This window comes from Sunxiuqinia sp. (assembly GCF_055140945.1).
Window position 1 is genome coordinate 157,128 of record NZ_JBSQYS010000001.1, and the last position, 21,450, is coordinate 178,577.

Genomic DNA, 21,450 nt, shown 5'->3' on the forward strand with positions numbered 1-21,450 from the left:
CAGCGTTACATCTCAACATCCAAATAATAAAGCATAAACGACCAAACATCGGTATATTCCTCGATCACCTTGGCAGTGGGTTTTCCTGCTCCATGGCCGGCTTTTACATCAATACGAATCAAGGTTGGCATTGGCCCGGTGTGATATTCCTGTAAACGGGCAATGTATTTAAACGAGTGTGCGGGAACAACCCGGTCATCATGGTCGGCAGTTGTTACCAGCACCGCCGGATAATCAACTCCTTTTCGGATGTTGTGATATGGCGAATAGTGATACAAGTAGTCGAACATTTCCTGACTATCTTCGCTGGTTCCATAATCGCCGGCCCAAGCCCAGCCAATGGTAAACTTATGAAAGCGGAGCATGTCCATTACGCCAACAGCCGGCAAAGCCACTTTGAACAAATCAGGGCGCTGATTAATTACCGAACCAACCAACAAACCACCATTCGATCCGCCCATCAAGGCCAGTTTTTCTTTTGAAGTATATTTCTCAGCAATCAAATGTTCGGCAGCCGCCATGCAATCGTCGAACACATTTTGCTTATTCAGCTTTGTTCCTGCCTGATGCCAATCCTCACCGTACTCGCCACCTCCACGTAAATTTACCACCGCATAAACTCCTCCATTCTGCATAAAAGCCATCCGGGTGGCGGAAAATGTTGGTGTCAGGCTGACATTAAATCCACCATAACCATACAACAAGGTAGGATTATCGCCATCCAACTCAATTCCTTTTTTGTGTGCCATAAACATCGGAACACGCGTTCCATCCTTCGACTCGAAAAACTCTTGTTTTACCACAAAATCATCAGGATTAAACGTTACTTCAGGGCGATAAAACAGCTCTGATTCCTTTTTATTAAAGTCGTAACGGTAAATTTCGCCCGGGGTATTATAGGATGAATAGCTATAAAAAGCAACGGATTCATCTTTTTTACCGGAGAAGCCGCCAACACTGCCAATTCCGGGTAATTCTATTTCATATTCATAGGTGCCATCATAATTATAAATTTCGACTACACTGTGTGCATCCTCCATGTAATCGGCTACTATTTTACCGCCCACAAAACTTGTCCCTTCCAGTATTTCATCTCCTTCCGGAATAACCTCAACCCAATCTTTCTCTTCGGGTTTGTTGATATTGATCTTCAACAGGCGATACCTGGGTGCGTTATAATTGGTCAGCACAAATAGATCTTCACCAATATTTTCCTGAACATGAAATTCATAGTTGATTTCTTCCATCAATGGAATGTAATCCGCGCCTTTTTTTGTCAGATCTTTAACCGACAACGCATTTCCATGAGAAGCCTCGCTCATTGAGATTAACAGGAAGCGCTTATCATCCGTAATTCCAGCTCCAAACATGCGATTCGGATTTGTATCGTCCTTCATGATCAACTGATCATCTTTCTGCGGAGTGCCTAACTTGTGATAGTAAATCTTTTGGTATTGGTTAGATGCAGACAGCTCATCTCCTTCATTCGGCTCATCATAAGCACTATAGTAAAACCCATTATCGAACCACGCCAAACCTGAGAATTTCACCCACTCAATATGGTCGCTCAGCGTCTCTCCTGTCTCAATATCTTTTACAAAAATCTCATTCCAATCGGAACCAGACTTGGCGACCATGTAAACGAGGTATTTCCCATCCTCGGACAGCTCAGTTCCGGACAAAGCGATCGTTCCGTCTTCTGAAAAGGTATTCGGATCCAAAACAACCTGAGCCCTTTCATTCAAAGCCTCAGTCCTATAAAGCACGTTTTGATTTTGAAGACCATCATTCTTGAAAAAGAAATATTTACCGGCCTTTTTAAATGGCGTCCCGTGCCTCGGATAATCCATCAGCTTGGTTAGCTGCTGCTTAATTTTTTCACGATTTGGCAACGAGTTCAGATAATCAAAAGTGACGTTGTTTTGAGCTTTTACCCATTCGGCTGTTTCTTCCGAATTGTCATCTTCCAACCAACGATATGGATCTTTGACAACGGTTTCGAAATAAGTATCTTCAATATCTCCTTTTGGGGTAATAGGATAGTCAATTGTCGTTTTCTTACTGCAAGAACACATCAGTATTATGAATAAATGTAGTTTAATTTTGTCATGATAATATCTCTTCAAGCTTTTCTTAAGCTACTTGCAATGAACCTGTTGGAAATATTACAGTATTTTTTGATTTGCTCTGATCCTGGCATCTTTCTGTCCTCCGACAAACTGCCCAACAAGCAATCCAACAACCAACGGCGGAATAATAAAAAACCAGCGATCGATCGACGAAAAGAAGAAGCTTGTCAACAAACCTAAAACTCCACCAATCAGCGTATAAAAAAAGCTCAATGAATAGCGATAGAAGAATGGCGGGTAAAAACCGTGTTCCTTTTTCATATGTCGAGCCAGCCGGTCAATGTGTCGATCGTAATTTCGCCGATCTTTTCCGGTGTTATTAATCGCGCGACTAATCGTATCCAGTTGCAGTTCTATTTCTTTCTGAAATTGCTGACATTGATCACAATTTTTCGAAAAATCGTCGACACGTTTTACCATTCGCAGGTATTCTGCCACACGTAAAAAACGCAGGTCGCTATCTTTTGTGCCCGATAATTCGTGCTCAATGTCGGCAGTAATTTTTTGACTCCATTCACCCATAACTAATGAAAAAAAATGCCCGACAAGCGGGCATTTATATAAATTTAAACGTTGAACTAATCTCTGTTTTCTCTTGGTGGTCTGCTACCTCCGCGACGATCACGGTTATCGCGATTTCCATCGCGGCCACCGCCATCACGACGCGGTGGACGACGATCGCCTCCACGGTCGCTGCGCTCACGCTCTACATAACCTTCGGGTTTTGGCAACAAGGCTTTACGAGAAAGTTTCAGTTTTCCATCGCGGTCGATGTCCAATAGTTTGACTTCAACTTCTTCACCTACTTTAAGGGCATCTTCAACATTGGATAAACGCTCCCAGGTAATTTCAGAAATATGAAGCAAACCTTCTTTTCCAGGCATAATTTCAACAAAGGCTCCAAAGGTTGTGATATTTTTTATTTTCCCTTTGTAGGTTTCGCCTTTCTCCGGAAGAGCAATAATACGCTTCACACGTTCTTTTGCAGCATCCATCGCTTCTTTATTCAAGCCCGAAATTTCAACCCACCCAAAGTCATCACGTTCTTCAATAACGATAACGGTGTTGGTTTCTTCCTGCATTTGCTGAATATTTTTACCTCCAGGCCCAATGATTGGTCCAATCATATCCTTCGGAATCTGAATGGTTTCAACACGTGGAACATTTGGTTTGTATTCTACCCGAGGCTCAGGAATAACTTCAAGGATTTTTCCAAGAATATGCTCACGACCTTCTTTGGCCTGATGTAGAGCTTGTGACAACACTTCGTATGAAAGTCCGTCAACCTTAATATCCATTTGGGTTGCTGTAATACCTTTTTCAGTTCCGGTTACTTTGAAGTCCATATCACCCAAGTGATCTTCATCACCCAAAATGTCTGAAAGTACCGCAAACTTATCCGAATTCTTATCGGTAATTAGTCCCATGGCGATACCCGAAACCGGACGCTTCATATTCATTCCGGCATCCATCATACACATGGTTCCGGCACAAACTGTTGCCATTGATGATGATCCGTTTGACTCCAAAATATCAGAAACAACACGAACAACATATGGAAAATCTTCAGGAATCATACGCTTCAAGGCACGGAAAGCCAGGTTACCATGACCAATTTCACGACGTCCTAATCCACGAGGTGTTTTCGCATCACCCACACAAAATGGAGGGAAATTGTAATGCAACAAGAACCGCTCAGTTCCCTGGAACGTTACATTATCAATCTTTTTAATGTCCATTTTAGTTCCCAAAGTGATTGAAGAAAGCGACTGTGTTTCACCACGAGTAAAAATGGCTGAACCATGAGCTCCCGGCAAATAATCAACTTCTCCCCAAATTGGGCGAATTTCATCTGTTTTACGACCATCCAAGCGAATACCTTCATCCAAAATCATGCGACGCATAGATTCGCCCTCTACTTTGTGGAAGTATCGGCGGATAAGCTTTTCATCTTGAACTAAGTCTATTTCTTCGTTTTCAGCATTTTCTTCAAGGTACTTCTCAACATAGTCATCTACAATTTTAGCAAATGACTCAATGCGAAGCTGTTTATCTTTTAGTTGCTGTTTTGCAATATCGTAACAAGCATCAAATAAGTCTGCTTCTACTTTAGCTTTCAGTTCTTCGTTGTTTACTTCGTGACAATACTCACGTTTAACAACACCAACTTCTGCAGCTAACTCTTCCTGTACTTTACAGTGAATTTTAATGGCTTCGTGAGCAACTTTAATGGCTTCAAGCATCTCTTCTTCTGACACTTCATCCATCTCGCCTTCAACCATCATGATATTGTCGTAAGTGGCAGCTACCATAATATCAATATCGGCTTCAGCCAACTGAGCGCTACTTGGGTTGACAATCATTTCGCCATCAACGCGTCCAACACGCACTTCGGAAATTGGTGCTTCAAAAGGAACGTCAGACACAGCGATTGCTGCTGATGCAGCCAATCCGGCCAACGAGTCGGCCATAACGTTTTGGTCATAGGAAATAAGGCTGATCATTACCGCAGTTTCAGCATGATAATCAGCTGGAAAGAGTGGACGAAGGGCACGGTCTACCAGACGGGCAACCAAAATCTCATCGTCACTCGGGCGAGCTTCACGTTTTAAAAACCCACCAGGGAAACGACCTGCAGCAGAAAATTTTTCGCGGTAATCAACTGATACCGGCATAAAGTCAACATCTTCTCTGGCTTCTTTAGCTGAAACCACAGTGGCCAGCAACATGGTGTCACCCATTCTAACGACAACTGCACCATCAGCTTGTTTGGCTAAACGACCTGTTTCAATCGTAATTTGCCGGCCATCGCCGAGGTCAATTGTTTTAATAATTTGATTCATAATCAATTTTTGTGATAAAATTTAACAATACGAACTTTGTCGAATGGTGGTGGGGATTTCAAAAATAAGAAAAGGCAATAAATATATTGCCCTTTCTGTGTATAAAATTATCGACGTAATTTCAATTCTTTTACAATTGCACGATATCTTTCGATATCTTTCTTTTTAAGGTAGTCGAGTAAACTACGACGTTTACCCACCAAGCGAACCAACGAACGCTGTGTGCTGTAATCTTTTTTGTTCTTTTTCAAGTGCTCGGTTAAGTGAGAGATCCGGTATGAGAACAAGGCAATTTGCCCTTCGGCTGTACCCGTGTCTTTTGCATCTTTACCAAACTTTTCAAAAAACTCTGTTTTCTTTTCTGAAGTTAAATACATTTTCTTTAATATTTAAAAGTGATACAATTTTTAAACCGTTGCATCGCATTCAATAACAACCGCTTAAAATTAATTTCAAAAACTAGCGCAAAAGTAATCAAAAAACTTTGATTTTCAATCTCATGGTGAGAAAATAGGCAGTAGCTATTGAAAATGGTTTTTATTTAATCCTTACTTTTATTAGCAAATATGCACCTCTGTAATTTCGAAAAACAACCAGGTACATCCAACGCAAGCCAAAACCATACAACATTGAAGCGTTACGAATACTTAGGCGATTCCAGCGACTCTCTGAAAGATTTCACTTGCTCGGGCGAACCAATGACAAACAGCTGATCGCCACGACTCAATGTCAAATTCGGGTCAGGATTAAACACATACTTGGCACCACTAATTTTAATTCCAATAATGTTGACTCCCGAAGAATCTTCGCCCTTCAATATACTAATAGGCTTATTCACAAAATAATCAGCCATGTTATTACAGTTGATTTCCTCTAAACTAACATCTTTACTTTTCTGCAGTAAAATGTATTCGAGAAACTCAACCACATCAGGCTGAGTAACTAATTTAGCCATGCGCTGACCTCCGATACGTTCGGGCATAATAACATTCGTTACTCCTGCACGCTTCAGCTTCATATCCGATTCCATTTCAGAAGCGCGGCTTACAATTCGTAAACTTGGATTCATACTTCGGGCTGTAAGAGCTACAAAAACATTATCGGCATCATTCGGGGTAGTGGCAATCAAAGCTCGTGCCCGTCCAACACCGGCTTTTTTCAAAACTTCTTCATGTGTCGCGTCTCCCTGAATATATAGCAACCGAACATCCTTGCGGATACGTGCCAAGACATTTTCGCGGCGTTCGATAATCACAAATTTAACTCCATGATCACGCAGCTCTATGGCCGCTTGTTCTCCGTTACGTCCGTAACCGATAATAATAACATGATCTTTCAATTTCACGATTTTTTTATCCACGCGATAGGTTTTTAAATAGTTCATTAATTCGCCATCGAACACAAAGCTGGCCATACTTGAACCGACATAAGCCAAACTACCCAGGCTGAAAAATATTAATCCGGAAGTGAACAACTTGCCTCCATCAGACAGCGGATGAACTTCGCCAAAGCCAACTGTCGAGATGGTTATAATGGTCATAAAGAACGCATCAATCAGCGAAAAATCTTCAATGTACCAAAAGCCAGCCGTTCCAAGCGAAACCATGAAAATCAGCAAAAAAATACCGGTTTGGATTGTTCTATGTGAAACTTCCTGAAATTTATTCATGGGCTAACTTATTTCCCCTTTAATCGCATGATTAATTAATTTGGTTCCTACGTGGCAATTTAAACATTTTTTGGGATTGCAATAACAATTTTTCAACTGAATCAATGCTTGGCTGTCATATGCCGAGCGAACATCAACCCCCAGTTTTTGCCAATTTGAAATGATTGAGTTTTTCTCAGCCGGCATACGTTCAAGAAAATCAAGTGCTTTCTCTTTCAAGTGAGCCTGATTGTGGTACTCACCATAAATAAAAAGAAAGGGCACCACGGTATTAATCATCAGGTTTTGAAATGCGGTATCGCCAAGTACTTTTTTTCGTTTCGCTGAATTTTTATTAAACCGATAATGAGTATCCCAGTACACCGAAGCTTGCACCTTAAACAGTTTTTGAATTTCGGACAAATCATCCAATTCAACGAGCGATGAAAATAATGCTGAAGATTGGTGAATGAGTGCGGCAAATTCGGCCAAACGAACTGTTGGAAAGTTAACCGGACGCAAACGAAAAAACTTCCACACATGTGTTTCAACGGGCTTTAACCGGTATTTTTTGTATAAAAATGAATATTCCTTCCGCAAAGCCAAATAATAATCGTCGCCCAACAACTGTTCGTTCAACAAACCGGCTGTTCCAAAAAGCAATGCTTCAACCTGAAACAAGTTATTTTTATGCTTGCCTAAAATTTGCAAAGGCAAGGCCCGAGCCAGCATTTCAAATGGTTGGTCATTCACTTTAAATCCAAAATTACGGGCCAGCATCTGGTAGAACGTTTCGTTCCAATCGTTTTTGTTCTGCTCCAGCCTATCAACAATGTTTTGTGTCTTTTGCTGAAGCCGCTCAATCATCAAACCATGAAACCAAATTTGCAAAGCCATCGAATCGGTTTCGTGGAAACGATCAGCGCAGGCAATCCACCGGTGCGATTTTAAAAGTTGCTGGTAATTCACCTCCAAATGTTTCGGATAATCCAACACCATGGCCGGAATTAATTCGCCCTTTGAATTACGAATTTCTTCATCATTTTCTCGAACCACATGCAAAATCACGTTATTGTACGCCTCATCCGTTTCATGCTGATGTCGATACCAGTCTGAAGCTTTTTGATGGATCTCCACATTTCCGGCCCAGGTGGTTTGTCCAATTTTAATGCGTGAATTAAAGAAGTCGGGGCCGGCATCCGAATTATGTTGCCCCACTTGAAGAATTTGAACTGGCTGACTATCAACTTTCAACTGTTCAGCGCTGAATAACTTATGTTTCCAAATAAACTGAAGAAAAGCTTCATTCATAACAGGGTGATTTTTCACTAAAGTTATGAAAAATACCAGAAACCATGAAAATCAGTTACCGAAGCTATTCAACATCTTTCAGCTTTGATCTCAATCTCTCAATCACTTTTTCCTGATTCGCTATTTGGCTTTGAATATCCTGTTGCTGCTTATAATTCCGTCTCATCCTTCTCTCATAGCCTTTGAGCTTTCGCTTCTGGCCTTTTGTAGAACCATCAATTTCTACCGGATCATCTAAAACTACAAGCTCCCCGAAATATTCATCTTTTCTATTAGCCATCTTCTTTCGAAGCCTCTTGCCTTTCTTCTTCAACTTTCGGAGTTTCTTCTCAAGCTTAGCCAACGCTTTCTTCTCATTGTCAATTTCAGTCTGAATAGTCTGCTGTGAAAGCGTTACGGCATATTGTTGAACAAAGCTCTCTGCGTTTCGAATAACCTTCGCTGGATTATAGTCGGAAGATCCTAAAAACCGAGCGTCCTGAATAAAGAAAAAACGCACGTAGGTCAAGTCATCATAATCAGCCGCTTGAAAAAGAACAACCATCGGTTTATCACTCACTGTCTTAAAATCAAACTCTTCAGTCATCCACTCGTCTCCGCTCTTTTTCGAATCAGCCTTCTTCTTGATCAATCCAAAGAACTTTTTCTCGTGCATCGAATTTTTGAACAACTCTTCGGCGTCCTTCACACTGGCATTGGGCACAGCTACTTCAAAAGCCGGATGAATCCCCATGGAGGATGGTCGTTCAGCCATTTCAACCTTTAACGGCTGTTGAGAAAATACGGTTATCTGAATAAATAATAGGGAGAGTAAAAATATTTTTTTCATCGATTATTTTTTTAGTCAATCCAAGGATCAGAAATAAGCACTAACAATCAGCGACTTGGTTTTCCAAAATATTGAACCTGGGAAAAGCTTGTCAACAAACTGGCTGATATCAACTAATTCACAAATCCAATCCTAAATGCACATTATTTATAAAACAACAAATCTGCCTGAATAGTTGTTGAGCACTATCTTTATACCTGAGCCCAAAAGCCCGTCTCAAAAAGCTCAATTTTTAAATACAATCTGACTTCGACAATGAAGCAGTCAACCTGACATTTGTAGTTTTATTCCACAATAATATGGCTATTTTTGCCACCGTAAGCCAATTAAGCTTGAGGAAGAAAACTGAAGTTTTCAGTAATTTCTTAAAAAAATAAATAGTTATGCAGATTAAACATGCCAGCGCCCTTATCCAAAACGATGCCGTAACTTTAGGTCTTTTACTCCTATTATTGGCCGGGATATTCTATACCAGCAATTCAAAGAACCCAATTTTCAAGAAGTTTTATAGTGTAATACCAATGCTGCTTTTGTGTTACTTTTTGCCCAGCCTGCTAACTACTTTTGGCATTGTTGATGGCGAAAACTCGCAGCTCTATTTTGTGGCCTCGCGCTATTTGCTCCCTGCCAGTTTGGTTCTACTCACGCTCAGTATCGATTTAAAAGAAGTTTTTAAACTCGGAAGCAAAGCGCTAATTATGTTCGTGACCGGAACTTTTGGGGTGATTATCGGAGGACCATTGGCAATCTTGATCACCTCTGCCATTAATCCTGATTTAATTGGAGGAGCTGGTCCCGACGCAGTATGGCGAGGCATGACAACCATTGCCGGAAGCTGGATTGGAGGCGGTGCCAACCAGGCGGCTATGTACGAAATATTTGAACCCTCTGACCGGCTCTATTCCATCATGATTACCGTTGATGTTTTAGTAGCAGAGGTTTGGATGGCTATTTTATTGATCGGTGTTGGTAAAGCTAAGCAAATCGATAAATTCTTCAAGGCAGATGCTAGCAGTGTTGAACACCTGCAAAAAAAGATGCACGATTTCAGCTTGAAAACGGCACGAATACCAAGTACCACTGACCTGATGGTTATTCTGGCGATTGGACTTGGAATAACAGGATTCGCACATTTCGTTGCTGACGCAATTGTTCCCTACATCGAGATTCATGCTCCATCTCTCAACAAATTTAGCTTGACATCCAGGTTCTTTTGGTTGATTATTCTATCGACAACAATCGGCATTGGACTATCATTTACCAAACTACGAAATTACGAAGGCGCCGGAGCTTCAAAAATCGGAACCATTTTTATTTATGTGCTCGTGGCAACCATCGGGATGAAAATGGACATCACGAAGATTTTTGACAACATCGGTTTGTTTGCCGTTGGAGGTATCTGGATGTTGATCCATGTAGTTCTTTTACTGATTGTTGGGAAAATGATCAGAGCCCCCTATTTCTTTTTGGCAGTGGGAAGTAAAGCCAACATTGGCGGTGCAGCAAGTGCTCCGGTTGTTGCAGCGGCTTTTCATCCGTCGTTGGCTCCAGTTGGCGTTTTGCTAGCCGTTCTTGGATATGCAATGGGAACCTATGGAGCCTGGATGTGTGGATTAATTATGCAGGCGGTTGCACCGTAACATCGCTAGAACAAGAAGCCCGACAAATAGCCGGGCTCGATATAAGATAAAAAATCGTTCTTACAACAATTCTGCTTCAAGCAGTAGTTCTTCCATATCAACTTGCACATCCATTGCTGCCTCTCTGGCTTTTTCAGCAAAGTCAGTATCGGCTGATGCGTAAATAATTCCACGCGACGAGTTCACCAACAATCCACACTGGTCGTTCATACCGTATTTTGCAACTTCCTCCAGACTTCCACCCTGTGCTCCAACTCCTGGAACCAATAGAAAATGCTCAGGAATAATCGCACGAATTTCTTCCAACTTCTCAACTTTGGTGGCACCAACAACGTACATCATGTTGTCAGAAGTTCCCCATGTTTGAGAGGTTTTCAGAACCGACTCATACAGCATGTCCCCATTCTCTTCATTTTTGATGAACTGAAAATCGAATGCTCCTTTATTTGATGTCAGCGCCAATAGAATCACCCATTTATCCAAATAAGTCATAAATGGTTTTACTGAATCTTCTCCCATGTAAGGCGCGACTGTCACCGCATCAAAATCCATACGATCGAAAAAAGCACGCGCATATAAATTGGATGTATTCCCAATATCGCCGCGCTTCGCATCGGCAATTATAAACTGCTCCGGATACTTTTCACGAATATAACGCACCGTTTTATCCAGGCTTTCCCAGCCGACAACTCCCAGACTCTCGTAAAAAGCCAGGTTTGGTTTGTAAGCCACGCACAAATCTTGTGTGGCATCAATAATTTCTTTGTTGAAAGCAAATATCGGATCGGTAGTTTCTTTCAGGTGAGCCGGGATTTTGAGGATATCAGAATCCAATCCAACACACAAAAAACTTCTTTTTTTCTTGATCTGTTCAAATAATTGTTCGCGGTTCATTTGTATCGTATTCGTTAGAGAGCGGGTGACTTCGAAGTCACCCGCTCTCTATGTATTTTAGAATTAAATTTCTGCTTCTTTCAGTCTTTCTGAGTTTTCTTCCACCATCAACTTCTCGATAATCTCATCGATATCACCATTAATAATAGCTTGCAAATTATAAAGCGTCAGGTTAATTCGGTGATCAGTCACCCGTCCTTGCGGCCAGTTGTATGTGCGAATTTTTGCCGAACGGTCGCCGGTTGAAACCATCGTTTTTCGTTTCGAAGCAATTTCATCCAGATACTTTTGGTGCTCCATATTGTATATCCGCGACCGTAATTCAACCATCGCCTTATCCAGGTTTTTCAGTTTCGATTTTTGATCCTGACACTGCACAACAATTCCGGTTGGGATGTGTGTCAGTCGAATGGCTGAGTAAGTTGTGTTTACCGACTGCCCCCCAGGTCCTGAAGAGCAGAACTCGTCGCGGCGGATATCTTCGTTACGCAAATCGATATCAAATTCTTCAGCTTCGGGAAGCACAGCTACCGATGCAGCAGATGTGTGTACACGTCCCTGTGTTTCGGTTTGTGGCACACGCTGTACCCGGTGTACCCCTGATTCGTATTTCAGGATACCATAAACGCCTTCGCCTGAAACATTAGCCACAATTTCCTTGTAGCCACCCGAAGTACCTTCATTGACGGTAGTAACTTCCATGCGCCAGCCCTTTTTTTCGCAGTATTTGGTGTACATGCGGAACAAATCCCCGGCAAAAATACTGGCCTCATCGCCACCTGTTCCGGCACGAATCTCGAGGATTGCATTTTTGCTATCTTCAGGATCAGCAGGAACCAAAAGCATTTTGATTTCTTTTTCTTTTTCAGGAAGTTGTTCTTCGCTGCCTTCCATTTCTTCTCTGGCCATTTCACGAATTTCCTCATCCGTTTCCTGTGCCAGCATTTCTTTGCCTGATTCAATATTATCGACCAGACTTTTATATTCTTTGAACGCTGTTACCAGCGACTCTAGTCGTTTGTATTCCTGGCTAAGTTTCACATAGCGCTTCATGTCAGCCATCACCGACGGATCGGTAATTTGCTGTCCTACTTCATCCAGCCGGTGCTGAATAGCTTCGTATTTTTCTAATATTGAATGGTCTGCCATAATTTTAAGATTCAAGATAAAAGATACTAGATTCAAGATAAAAGATCAGGAATGATGTATCCGGGTATTTAATACTCAAAAGTTCCGTACTCCGAATCGATGGTGAGTTTTTTACCGTCAAAGGCTTCAACCTTACCAACAATCTGTGCATCGATGTTAAATGATTTTGAGATTTCGATGATCGATTCAGCCAGTTCTGGTTTCAGATAAACCTCCATTCGGTGTCCCATATTAAATACCTTGTACATCTCAGCCCAGTCGGTTTTAGATTCTTCCTGAATCAATTTAAACAACGGCGGAACCGGAAAAAGGTTGTTCTTGATCACATGAACACCATCAACAAAATGCAGTACTTTGGTTTGTGCGCCACCCGAGCAATGCACCATTCCATGAATATCTGCACGGTGCTCATCCAATATTTTTTTGATGACGGGCGCATAAGTGCGAGTTGGAGATAAAACAAGTTTACCGACATCCAACCCAAGACCTTCTATCGCTTCTGTAAGTTTTTTGCTTCCTGAATAAACCAAATCAGCCGGCACTTCCGAGTCAAAACTCTCGGGATACTTCTCAGCCAGGTAATTTGCAAATACATCGTGCCGGGCAGAAGTTAATCCGTTGCTGCCCATACCGCCATTGTATTCCTTTTCGTAGGTTGCCTGTCCAAAAGACGATAATCCTACGATCACATCGCCGGCCTGAATATTATCAGCAGAGACCACGTCTGCACGCTTCATGCGACAAGTAACCGTTGAATCAACGATAATGGTTCGAACCAAATCACCCACATCGGCGGTTTCGCCACCTGTTGGAAAAACACCAACACCCATTTTCTGCAATTCCTGGCACAACTCGTCAGTACCATTTATAATGGCTGCGATTACTTCTCCCGGAATTTTATTCTTGTTTCGGCCTATGGTTGACGACAACAAGATATTGTCGGTTGCACCCACACAAAGGAGGTCATCAATATTCATGATTAACGCGTCCTGCGCGATACCTTTCCAGACTGAAACATCACCGGTTTCTTTCCAGTACATGTAAGCCAATGAGGATTTTGTACCGGCACCATCAGCATGCATAATGTTGCACCAGTCCGGATCACCTCCCAACACATCGGGAATAATTTTGCAAAATGCTTTGGGAAACAGTCCCTTGTCAATATTTTTAATAGCCTGATGGACATCTTCTTTCGATGCAGAAACGCCCCTTGCCATGTACCTGTTATCGCTCATAAAATCAGTCTGTATTTTCAGGCCACAAAGTTAATATTTTTAAGTGATTCTGAAATTAGTAATTTGAAGATCCGTCGACTAACTCGGTTTTGATGGATTGACTCCCAACCTCATCAACCAAGCATCGCTCCCATCTTTATAATACCGTTCGCGTATTCCAGTGATTTGAAACCCCAATTGCTGGTACAGCTGTATAGCTGAAAAATTAGCTTGGCTGACTTCAAGGTGTAAGAAACTCTTTCCTAGATTCGTAGCTACCTGTCCAGCTTTCGATATAAGTTGTTTTGCATATTGGTTCCCTCTGTATTCGGGTGAAACGGCCAGCGAATAGATTCGCACCCCCAGCGAACTTCTACGTACCAGCAAAATCATAAATCCAGCAATATTGCTATTTTCAGTTAACACCAAAAATTCACCTTTTGAACGAGATACCAGATAACTGATTTGGCGGCGTGAAAAACGTTCTGTCTCAAAACAAAGCTGCTCCAAGCGATATAGCTCGGGGACATCAGCTCGTTGTGCGACTCTGATATTTACAATTCCTGCCATCTATCGACGCTTTTGTTCCAGACGCTCTAAAATTTCCCGCAAAACAAGACGATACAATTCATCTCCCAACACCAAATCTTCCACCCCCTGATCAATGGACGGATTGTCGTTCACTTCAATAACCACCGAGCGGCTATCAATCTCCTTCAAATCAACACCGTACAAACCTTTCCCTATTAAAGACGCAGCCTTTACCGCATTTCGGATAACGTGCTTTGGAACCTGACCAACTGGTACCGTTTCAAATGCTCCCGAACGGGTCTTGCCATTATCCTGATGGTCGTATATTTGCCAGTGTCCCCGCGCCATGAAATACTTACAAGCATACAGAACTTCGCCATTTAGCAATCCAATCCTCCAATCGAAGGGTGTTGGCATAAATTCCTGAGCCAGAAAAACAGACGACTTTTCAGACAAGATCTCCAGTGCATCGCTGTATTCAATGGAGTTGGTCACTTTGTACATACCCACCGAGAATGAACCATCCGGAACCTTCAGAACAATTGGATTACCCAAACAGCTTTCGAGCTCTTGAAATGACAGCAGATTGTTTTTAAAAATCAATTTTGACTTTGGCGTGGGAACTCCTTCCCGCTCCAGAAGCTCCTTCAAATAAACTTTGTTGGTGCACCGAATAATTGAAATCGGGTCGTCAATGACAACCATATCGGCTTGACGAGCCTGCTGAGCCATACGATAAGTCACATGGTTTAATGCCGTAGTTTGACGAATAAACAACGCATCAAATTCCAGCAGGCGAATGGAATCCTTTTCAGTAATTAGTTCCGCATTGATGTTCATTTTTTTTGCTTGCGCCAGAAACCGATTCAATGCCCCTTTATTGCTTGGAGGAAGTAGTTCGTTCGGATCATGCAAGACTGCTAAATCAAAACGGGTTGATTTATGCGAACGGGGTTGACGCCAAACTTTTTTACTGAAATTATCCAACGCCTGTGCAAACAAATCCTGCTGTTCATCCGCCAGTTCATTTAAGCTTAACGATCGGATGTTCTCAATCTGGTTTTTCGGTCTGTTGGCAAATTGCACTCGTAAAATTGGACAAGGCAACTGCTCAAATATAAAACGAGCCACTTTACTCATTTCAGACACATTGCAGGTACCAAAGTAAATATCCAGATTCGTCAGCTCTTCCTTCTGCGATAGCAGCGACTGAATCCAACGATACGTGATTTTCTGAAGGCTGTCGTCCAAACGCGAAATTGCACCGCTTTCGAGTCGGTTCAATACATCCACGTCGGGTAATACTTTATGTCCACGAGCCTGAGCCAACAACGAACAGTAGTAACCTTCAGTATGGTATTGTAAGTTTTCGCAAAGATTAATGACGAGCAACGGATTTTTGCTCAGGTGTTCATCCTGCAAGTAATTCGCAGCAATCGTAATGGTTTCCGTTTCGTAGTATGGTTTCCATTGCGTGATCGAATCTAAAAGAATTAAAGTGGATTGCATGTTTTAATTTTCAGTCAAAAAAATAACAGTAATTATTATTCAATTTCATCACGATCGACAGTAATTGATTATCGCAACCAGCAAATCAATCAGAACACTCACTATCAAATATTTAAAGGCTTTCTAACTTTTGTGTGTTTTCATTGCAATTGTACACATTTTATTGATTAAATATTCAACCAGCCAATTTTTTTTTGAAGAAAACTATTTTACCTGTTTCCTTCTTTAAATGGAAAATCAGAAAACAAATTCCCTCTCTAAAAATAATCATTAGAGACTTGTTTTTTATTGAAATTCGAATTAAGTTTGTATTACAGACTAGTTTTAGAAGCCAAACTAACTTGTCATGAACTCAAAACTTACACCACCGGAACAATTTGATGAGAAACAATCTCTTCAAGTGATTAAAGAAATGATCGAAGTCGCCCGCAACAAAATGAGACATGATGGAATATTATTGATTGTCTGGGGGTGGTTCCTCGTTGCCAGCAACCTTTATTATTTTCTACATTACCGAATCGATATCAACTACCCGTATGGGAAATACATTGATCGATTGCTTGCGGTAGGCTTTATTGCAACCGTGGGCTATACAATCTATTACATAGTTAAGCAGCGCAGGAAAGTCAAAACTTACATCGGCATTTCGTTGCGGTACATTTGGATTTCTTTCATCGTTTGCCTAATGCTGGTCAATGTCATCCAATTCAACGTGTTGCACACGTTTAATGCCCAACTTCAACACCCCATTTTTATGGTTTTTAGCGCTTTCGCGATACTCGTCACCGGAGTTATCCTCCGCCATGAGCAGTTAATTTCAGGAGGGGTGGTTTTTGGCTTTCTGGCATTCGTGTCTTCTTACCTGACGGTAGACAACCAGTTGTTTTTTGAAGCCATTGGCTGGATAATTGCCTTTGTGATTCCCGGGCATCTGCTGTATGCCAAACGTAAAAAGAAAGGGGCTCATGTTTAAAAAACTTGATCCGATTCTGCATTCCCCGGTTCGGCTAGCAATCATGTCAATCCTGATCAATTTTAAAAGTGCTGAATTCAGTTATCTGCTTGACAATATTGACACGACAAAGGGAAACCTCAGCTTCCAAATGAAGAAATTAAATGCAGCAGAATATATCGAGATTAGAAAATCGTTTAAAGGCAATTACCCACTCACAACCTGCACGATTACCATGAAAGGGATTGAAGCTTACCAAGTATATTTTGACTCGATTTCGAGCTATTTCGGGAAGGTAGATTCGCTCGACTAACGTAGGAGAAGTAGTTCTCAACTAAAGCATTGGACTTAAAATTCGAGCAAAAGACTCCATCGCCTTGCGCCACTTATTACGTTGCTGCCATTCGCTTAAAATCAGCTGTTCGCTGCTATTAAAATCCTGATAGAAGTAGTTTTCCAAAGAACCGGCAGTTTCTTCATCATACACCAGCGCGTTCACCTCAAAATTAGTTTCTAAACTCCGAAAGTCCAGATTCGCGGTTCCAACCGATGAAAATATACCATCGGCAACAATTACCTTACTATGTGTAAACCCGGGTTTATAATGATAGATCTTCACGCCTGCCTCAAGTAGCTCTTCGATGTACGAATCAGTTCCCCATTTTGGGAAAAAGGCATCGCATCTCTCGGGCAGCAGTACTCGAATATCAACTCCGCCAAGTGCGACAGTTTTCATAGCATAAATGATGTCCGGAGTCGGGATCAGGTATGGCGTGGCAATAAACACCCGTTCTTTAGCCGAAGCGATCGCCGAAAAGTAAGCCTGCCCAATGCTTTCCCAGTCCGAATCGGGTCCACTGGAAACCACCTGCATTAATTTTCCTCCGCCTTGGGGTAGCTCCCGAAAATAGGCTTCTCCTTTCAATATTTCCTTTGAAACAAAATACCAATCGGCCATAAATACAATCTGAAGCGAAGTAGCTGCACTCCCCCGAACCATCAAATGGGTATCGCGCCATTTCCCTAACAATTTCGTTCCATTCATATACCGATCAGCGATATTCAAGCCGCCGGTAAAACCAATTTCACCATCAATTACAACTATTTTCCGGTGGTTGCGGTAGTTCACCCGCGAAGTCAGCATGGGGAAGCGAACCCGCATAAAACAATCTATTTGAACCCCGGCTTCTGATAACTCTCGTATATATTTTTTTGGCAACTGCCAACTGCCAACATCATCATATATAAACCGGATCTCAATTCCCTGCCTAGCCTTTCGGACGAGTATTTCTTTTAACTGATTTCCCAGTTTGTCATTCTCGATAATATAATATTCGAGGTGGATGTGATGTTTTGCATTTTGCATAGCTTGGAAAATTGCCGGGAAGGTTTCCTGACCATCCTTCAGTATAGTCACTTGGTTATTGTCGGTTAACAAAGCATTCGAATTAGCCAGCATTAAATTTATTAAATGCTTCTTGGATAACGTTTTTTCTTCAAAGAGGTGTTCATTTTGAGGAAGTCGCCTCAACTGATTTTGAGTTTGTTTCCGTAATTTCTCCAAATAGTAAAGTCCTTTTTTCGAGAACATTTTCTTTTTACGGTACTCCTGACCAAAAAACAGATAAATGATGATTCCTAAAACGGGAAGCGTTATTAACACCAAAACCCAACTAATCGTTTTTATCGGATTCCGGTTTTCGAGCACAATTAATACGGCAATAAAAACTACAGTGACGAAATATAAAATAGTAATAGTTCCGGGCGTGTAGTGCCAAATTTCCTTAAGAAATTCTAACATTCAGTAAGTGTTTAAATCGATCAACTAAATTTCAGCAATTTTAATTTGATAAACAAACTACTTACCTTATTCGTATAGATTAAAAACAGAAGTCATGAAAAACATTCTTATACTCTTTATTTTGATAATTTCATTTGCGTGTGGTACACAAAAACCCATTCAGCAAAAAGAAGTAACGCAGGAAACTACTGAAGAAGATACCGTTACTTACGAACTAATTGTGTTGGATTCGGGTTTCGAAACCTGGTATGTCACAAACAGTAAACCATCGTGGTATCATTCGCAGAGCTACTACGAAAATTGGAATCAGCAATATGCGAATGCCTGGAATAATCAGTCGATATGGAAACGTAACTCTCAGTTATTGGAAGGACAAATCAATTACGAAGCTCAAACCGATTATGGGCTTGAAATTAACCACAAGTTGTTTTACTATTTTCAGTATGTTGAAAAGAAACTAGGCATTCCTATTATAGCTAATGGCCCGAATGCAATTTGAAGTTACGGATGCAACGCGCGGTGGATTCTGGGAGTAATTAAAACATGAGCTATAACCAAACAAAAGCATAAAAACTAACTGAATAGCAAAAAAATCGATACTTTTGGTTTATGAGAACGTTACATGAAATAAAATCTATTCTGGGTAATCATAAGCAGCGTTTGTTTAACGATTATCCGATAAAATCTATGGCAATTTTTGGCTCTTATGCACGGAAAGAAAATAATGACAGTAGCGATCTGGATATCATTGTTGAGTTTAAGGATAAGGTTGGAATTAGATTCATTGATTTAGCCGAAGAAATTGAAACCATCGTAGGATTAAAAGTTGATTTAGTATCCAAAAACGGGATTAAAGAGAAATATTTACAAATAATTGATTCTGAACTAACCTATGTTTAGACGTGATGTCATTCTGCTATTAGATGAATTAGTTGATTGGCTTGATACAATAATCGACCGAAACAAAGACACTTAACACAAAGAACATAGTTCAACTACTCTATTCGTAACACCTTCCTGCTTTACGCTATAAAAAAACCTCCCCACCCTGAGAATCAAAACATCTTAATCGGGATTCACAAAAAACTTTAACATGGTATCGTGCATATTTTCGGTTTTAACCGGCGAAACTGGCAAAGTTGGCGCTTGCACTCCCTTTACAAAAAAAGTGTTCCCGTAATAAACATGCGCTTCATCCCACAAATTCTGATCAATAAAGGATTGTAGTAAGTGGAGACCTCCCTCAATAATTACAGACTGAATTTCATTTTCATGTAACCAATGTAGGATTTGAGGAAGAATATTGGATTGAAAATCGATCTTTACAAATTGAAGATTCTGCATCGACTCTGCATTTTCCTCCGTAAAAACGATGGTTGGTACTTTTCGGTCTTTTAGGGAAAGTTTTTCTGAAAGTCGGTTTTTCCGGTCGAGCAACAACCGTTTTGGTTGGTTACCAGACCACTCGCGAACAGTAAGCGTCGGATTATCTTTCAATGCCGTGTTTGTACCAACCAAAATTGCCGCCTCTTCGCTGCGTTGTTTATGCACTTGCCTACGCGATAATTCGTTACTTATCCACGTTGGTTGTCCAAAAGCAATCTGAGAACGGTCAATATCCAAAAAGCCATCCAGGGTTTGAGCCCACTTCAGCACCAGATAAGGCCGCTTCTTTTGATGGAAAGTGAAAAACCGACGGTTTAACCACAAGCATTCCTTTTCGAGCACCCCAACCGTTACATTGATTCCTGCCTTCTGCATCTTTTCAATTCCTTTACCCGCAACTTTTGCAAACGGATCGATTGAACCAACAACCACTTCCGGAATTTCGTGCTCGATGATCAATTCAGAACAGGGAGGAGTTCTCCCAAAATGAGCACAAGGCTCAAGGCTGACATACAAAGTCGACGACTTCAGTAATTCCTTGTTTTTAACGCTATTAACGGCATTCACTTCGGCATGTGGCTTTCCACATTTTTCATGATACCCTTCGCCAATTATTTTCCCCCGATGTACAATTACGCAGCCCACCATTGGATTTGGAGCCGCATCTCCGGCACCCAACCGGGCCAACTCCAAACAACGGTTCATGTATTTTTCGGCAGTGTTCATCAGGAAAAAACTAACTTTGTCAAAAATACAAATAAATGCAGGCAAGCATCAAATATATCCGAAAAGAATTGGCAGAGACATATCCGAAGGAAGAAGTCGAAGGTTTTATTCGAATTATCCTTCAACACTTAAAAGAGTATAATTTAACTGACTTGGTTACTAATCGGGACGAAGCTTTAACTTCGGAGGAGATTGAAAAGATTCACACTATTGTTGACCGGCTGAAGCAATCGGAACCAATCCAATATATTTTAGGAGAAGCTGATTTTTGCGATCTGGTTTTTAAAGTCAATCGCAAAGTGCTAATTCCGCGCCCCGAAACAGAGGAATTGGTCAGATGGATTTTGCGTCGCCAAAAAGACGGAGCGTTTCGAATTCTGGATATTGGAACAGGCAGTGGCTGTATCCCGATAAGCTTGAAAAGACACTACCAAAAGGCCAATGTTTTGGCTTGCGACATTTCGGCCGATGCACTTCGTGTAGCCAAAGAAAATGCAGCACGACATCAGGCTGAGATTGCCTTCTTTCACCTCGACATTTTAGACCCTCAACTGCCTGAAACATTCGAAAAAATAGATGTTTTGGTCAGCAACCCACCCTATGTGACTAAATCTGAAAAACAACAAATGCAGAACAATGTTCTTCAATACGAACCGGAAACTGCACTGTTTGTACCGGATGATCAAGCTTTGATTTTTTATAGAGCTATTGCAGTTTTTGCGAAAAAACATCTCGCTAAAAACGGCAAGCTATTTCTTGAGATCAATGAAGCGTTTGGTAAAAAAACCAGGTCGCTATTAAAAGAAAACGGGTTTTCAAACGTTCAGTTAAAGAAAGATATCAACGGAAAAGATCGCATGATTTATGCTGAATTGTGTGAGCATTAAA

At 41.2% G+C, this 21,450-nt stretch carries 20 protein-coding genes; 6 read left to right on the forward strand and 14 right to left on the reverse strand.

The features are described from left to right. Positions 1–5: 5 nt before the first annotated feature. From ACTB00_RS00630 to ACTB00_RS00660, 7 genes are all read right to left on the reverse strand, one after another. On the reverse strand, positions 6–2,075 hold the full coding sequence (locus ACTB00_RS00630) for a prolyl oligopeptidase family serine peptidase (RefSeq protein ID WP_463298012.1): 2,070 nt from the start codon (positions 2,073–2,075) through the stop codon (positions 6–8). Positions 2,076–2,165: 90 nt separating this feature from the next. Continuing rightward, positions 2,166–2,651 carry a hypothetical protein gene (locus tag ACTB00_RS00635; RefSeq protein WP_463298013.1) on the reverse strand — a complete coding sequence of 162 codons (486 nt, stop codon included), beginning with the start codon at positions 2,649–2,651 and terminating at the stop codon, positions 2,166–2,168. 56 nt (positions 2,652–2,707) lie between these two features. After that, a complete protein-coding gene (gene pnp / locus ACTB00_RS00640; RefSeq protein ID WP_463298014.1) occupies positions 2,708–4,972 on the reverse strand; it encodes a polyribonucleotide nucleotidyltransferase in 2,265 nt (754 codons plus the stop codon). Positions 4,973–5,079: 107 nt separating this feature from the next. Further along, complete coding sequence (gene rpsO / locus ACTB00_RS00645) at positions 5,080–5,349, reverse strand: 30S ribosomal protein S15 (RefSeq protein ID WP_321286519.1); 270 nt, start codon at positions 5,347–5,349, stop codon at positions 5,080–5,082. Positions 5,350–5,609: 260 nt separating this feature from the next. Next, the gene (locus tag ACTB00_RS00650; protein WP_463298015.1) at positions 5,610–6,641 is read right to left on the reverse strand and encodes a potassium channel family protein; all 1,032 of its coding nucleotides are present in this window, start codon (positions 6,639–6,641) and stop codon (positions 5,610–5,612) included. A gap of 3 nt (positions 6,642–6,644) precedes the next feature. After that, complete coding sequence (locus ACTB00_RS00655; RefSeq protein ID WP_463298016.1) at positions 6,645–7,931, reverse strand: DUF2851 family protein; 1,287 nt, start codon at positions 7,929–7,931, stop codon at positions 6,645–6,647. Between the two features lie 64 nt (positions 7,932–7,995). Beyond that, positions 7,996–8,760, reverse strand: coding sequence for a hypothetical protein (locus ACTB00_RS00660; RefSeq protein WP_463298017.1), 765 nt, complete (start codon positions 8,758–8,760; stop codon positions 7,996–7,998). A 383-nt stretch (positions 8,761–9,143) separates the two neighbouring features. On the opposite strand from ACTB00_RS00660, the gene ACTB00_RS00665 reads away from it, so the two are divergent. Next, positions 9,144–10,400 (forward strand): DUF819 family protein, encoded by a 1,257-nt coding sequence (locus ACTB00_RS00665; RefSeq protein WP_463298018.1) that lies wholly within the window; start codon positions 9,144–9,146, stop codon positions 10,398–10,400. 60 nt (positions 10,401–10,460) lie between these two features. Here ACTB00_RS00665 and pyrF read toward each other — a convergent pair whose 3' ends face one another. From pyrF to ACTB00_RS00690, 5 genes are all read right to left on the reverse strand, one after another. Next, complete coding sequence (gene pyrF, locus ACTB00_RS00670) at positions 10,461–11,294, reverse strand: orotidine-5'-phosphate decarboxylase (RefSeq protein WP_463298019.1); 834 nt, start codon at positions 11,292–11,294, stop codon at positions 10,461–10,463. Between the two features lie 63 nt (positions 11,295–11,357). Next, entirely contained in the window at positions 11,358–12,443 is a 1,086-nt protein-coding gene (gene prfA / locus ACTB00_RS00675; RefSeq protein WP_463298020.1) for a peptide chain release factor 1, read from the reverse strand. 68 nt (positions 12,444–12,511) lie between these two features. Further along, positions 12,512–13,678 carry an AIR synthase related protein gene (locus ACTB00_RS00680; RefSeq protein ID WP_463298021.1) on the reverse strand — a complete coding sequence of 389 codons (1,167 nt, stop codon included), beginning with the start codon at positions 13,676–13,678 and terminating at the stop codon, positions 12,512–12,514. Between the two features lie 78 nt (positions 13,679–13,756). Continuing rightward, complete coding sequence (locus ACTB00_RS00685; RefSeq protein ID WP_463298022.1) at positions 13,757–14,227, reverse strand: GNAT family N-acetyltransferase; 471 nt, start codon at positions 14,225–14,227, stop codon at positions 13,757–13,759. After that, positions 14,228–15,697, reverse strand: a complete 1,470-nt coding sequence (locus ACTB00_RS00690) for a RimK family protein (protein ID WP_463298023.1) — start codon at positions 15,695–15,697, stop codon at positions 14,228–14,230. Between the two features lie 346 nt (positions 15,698–16,043). Between ACTB00_RS00690 and ACTB00_RS00695 the strand changes: the two genes are divergently transcribed. Next, complete coding sequence (locus ACTB00_RS00695; protein ID WP_463298024.1) at positions 16,044–16,670, forward strand: hypothetical protein; 627 nt, start codon at positions 16,044–16,046, stop codon at positions 16,668–16,670. Next, positions 16,663–16,962 (forward strand): winged helix-turn-helix domain-containing protein, encoded by a 300-nt coding sequence (locus tag ACTB00_RS00700; protein ID WP_463298025.1) that lies wholly within the window; start codon positions 16,663–16,665, stop codon positions 16,960–16,962. Before ACTB00_RS00695 ends, ACTB00_RS00700 begins: the two co-directional genes overlap by 8 nt. Positions 16,963–16,983: 21 nt before the next feature. Here ACTB00_RS00700 and cls read toward each other — a convergent pair whose 3' ends face one another. Beyond that, the gene (gene cls / locus ACTB00_RS00705; RefSeq protein ID WP_463298026.1) at positions 16,984–18,450 is read right to left on the reverse strand and encodes a cardiolipin synthase; all 1,467 of its coding nucleotides are present in this window, start codon (positions 18,448–18,450) and stop codon (positions 16,984–16,986) included. A 94-nt stretch (positions 18,451–18,544) separates the two neighbouring features. Between cls and ACTB00_RS00710 the strand changes: the two genes are divergently transcribed. Together ACTB00_RS00710 and ACTB00_RS00715 are read left to right on the forward strand one after the other, a co-directional pair. Then, positions 18,545–18,949: a DUF6146 family protein gene (locus ACTB00_RS00710; RefSeq protein ID WP_463298027.1), complete on the forward strand. Its 405-nt coding sequence runs from the start codon at positions 18,545–18,547 to the stop codon at positions 18,947–18,949. Between the two features lie 110 nt (positions 18,950–19,059). Beyond that, positions 19,060–19,350 (forward strand): nucleotidyltransferase family protein, encoded by a 291-nt coding sequence (locus tag ACTB00_RS00715; RefSeq protein ID WP_463298028.1) that lies wholly within the window; start codon positions 19,060–19,062, stop codon positions 19,348–19,350. A 165-nt stretch (positions 19,351–19,515) separates the two neighbouring features. Here ACTB00_RS00715 and ribD read toward each other — a convergent pair whose 3' ends face one another. Next, positions 19,516–20,562: a bifunctional diaminohydroxyphosphoribosylaminopyrimidine deaminase/5-amino-6-(5-phosphoribosylamino)uracil reductase RibD gene (ribD, locus tag ACTB00_RS00720; protein ID WP_463298029.1), complete on the reverse strand. Its 1,047-nt coding sequence runs from the start codon at positions 20,560–20,562 to the stop codon at positions 19,516–19,518. Positions 20,563–20,597: 35 nt separating this feature from the next. On the opposite strand from ribD, the gene prmC reads away from it, so the two are divergent. Then, positions 20,598–21,449 (forward strand): peptide chain release factor N(5)-glutamine methyltransferase, encoded by an 852-nt coding sequence (gene prmC / locus ACTB00_RS00725; protein ID WP_463298030.1) that lies wholly within the window; start codon positions 20,598–20,600, stop codon positions 21,447–21,449. Position 21,450 lies beyond the last annotated feature (1 nt).

Coding starts and splice junctions, on each gene's coding strand:
- ACTB00_RS00630 (WP_463298012.1), bottom strand. CDS start 2,075: ATGTGTTCTTGCAGTAAGAAAACGACAATTGACTATCCTATTACCCCA.
- ACTB00_RS00635 (WP_463298013.1), bottom strand. CDS start 2,651: ATGGGTGAATGGAGTCAAAAAATTACTGCCGACATTGAGCACGAATTA.
- pnp (WP_463298014.1), bottom strand. CDS start 4,972: ATGAATCAAATTATTAAAACAATTGACCTCGGCGATGGCCGGCAAATT.
- rpsO (WP_321286519.1), bottom strand. CDS start 5,349: ATGTATTTAACTTCAGAAAAGAAAACAGAGTTTTTTGAAAAGTTTGGT.
- ACTB00_RS00650 (WP_463298015.1), bottom strand. CDS start 6,641: ATGAATAAATTTCAGGAAGTTTCACATAGAACAATCCAAACCGGTATT.
- ACTB00_RS00655 (WP_463298016.1), bottom strand. CDS start 7,931: ATGAATGAAGCTTTTCTTCAGTTTATTTGGAAACATAAGTTATTCAGC.
- ACTB00_RS00660 (WP_463298017.1), bottom strand. CDS start 8,760: ATGAAAAAAATATTTTTACTCTCCCTATTATTTATTCAGATAACCGTA.
- ACTB00_RS00665 (WP_463298018.1), top strand. CDS start 9,144: ATGCAGATTAAACATGCCAGCGCCCTTATCCAAAACGATGCCGTAACT.
- pyrF (WP_463298019.1), bottom strand. CDS start 11,294: ATGAACCGCGAACAATTATTTGAACAGATCAAGAAAAAAAGAAGTTTT.
- prfA (WP_463298020.1), bottom strand. CDS start 12,443: ATGGCAGACCATTCAATATTAGAAAAATACGAAGCTATTCAGCACCGG.
- ACTB00_RS00680 (WP_463298021.1), bottom strand. CDS start 13,678: ATGAGCGATAACAGGTACATGGCAAGGGGCGTTTCTGCATCGAAAGAA.
- ACTB00_RS00685 (WP_463298022.1), bottom strand. CDS start 14,227: ATGGCAGGAATTGTAAATATCAGAGTCGCACAACGAGCTGATGTCCCC.
- ACTB00_RS00690 (WP_463298023.1), bottom strand. CDS start 15,697: ATGCAATCCACTTTAATTCTTTTAGATTCGATCACGCAATGGAAACCA.
- ACTB00_RS00695 (WP_463298024.1), top strand. CDS start 16,044: ATGAACTCAAAACTTACACCACCGGAACAATTTGATGAGAAACAATCT.
- ACTB00_RS00700 (WP_463298025.1), top strand. CDS start 16,663: ATGTTTAAAAAACTTGATCCGATTCTGCATTCCCCGGTTCGGCTAGCA.
- cls (WP_463298026.1), bottom strand. CDS start 18,450: ATGTTAGAATTTCTTAAGGAAATTTGGCACTACACGCCCGGAACTATT.
- ACTB00_RS00710 (WP_463298027.1), top strand. CDS start 18,545: ATGAAAAACATTCTTATACTCTTTATTTTGATAATTTCATTTGCGTGT.
- ACTB00_RS00715 (WP_463298028.1), top strand. CDS start 19,060: ATGAGAACGTTACATGAAATAAAATCTATTCTGGGTAATCATAAGCAG.
- ribD (WP_463298029.1), bottom strand. CDS start 20,562: ATGAACACTGCCGAAAAATACATGAACCGTTGTTTGGAGTTGGCCCGG.
- prmC (WP_463298030.1), top strand. CDS start 20,598: ATGCAGGCAAGCATCAAATATATCCGAAAAGAATTGGCAGAGACATAT.